Origin of the sequence: Pedobacter sandarakinus (genome assembly GCF_026240095.1) — a bacterium.
Lineage (GTDB): Bacteria > Bacteroidota > Bacteroidia > Sphingobacteriales > Sphingobacteriaceae > Pedobacter > Pedobacter sandarakinus.
On record NZ_JAPIVG010000031.1, the window covers coordinates 1 to 394 of the forward strand.

1 pseudogene is annotated in these 394 nt (G+C 49.2%); it reads left to right on the forward strand.

The features are described from left to right. A pseudogene (locus OQ268_RS17815) lies at positions 1-394 on the forward strand (collagen-like exosporium glycoprotein BclA1); the annotation flags it as partial.

The window sequence follows — 394 nt, forward strand, 5'->3', positions numbered from 1 at the left end:
AAACATTAACGGTCCAAAAGGTGATAAAGGTGATGCAGGAGTTGTAGGTGTCCAAGGCATGCCAGGTACAAGCGGCGTTCCAGGCGTACCAGGATCAGGAACACCAGGCGCACCGGGAGCAGGAATAACAATTGTAACCAACGATAGTGGTACTTGGGTTTATAATCCAACCACAAATACATGGACAAACATTAATGGTCCAAAAGGTGATGCGGGTGCAGCTGGTCCGAAAGGAGATCCAGGCGTGGTTGGCGTTGAAGGCATGCCAGGTACAAGCGGCGTTCCAGGCGTACCAGGATCAGGAACACCAGGCGCACCAGGAGCAGGAGTAACAATTGTAACCAACGATAGTGGTACTTGGGTTTATAATCCAACAACAAATACATGGACAAAT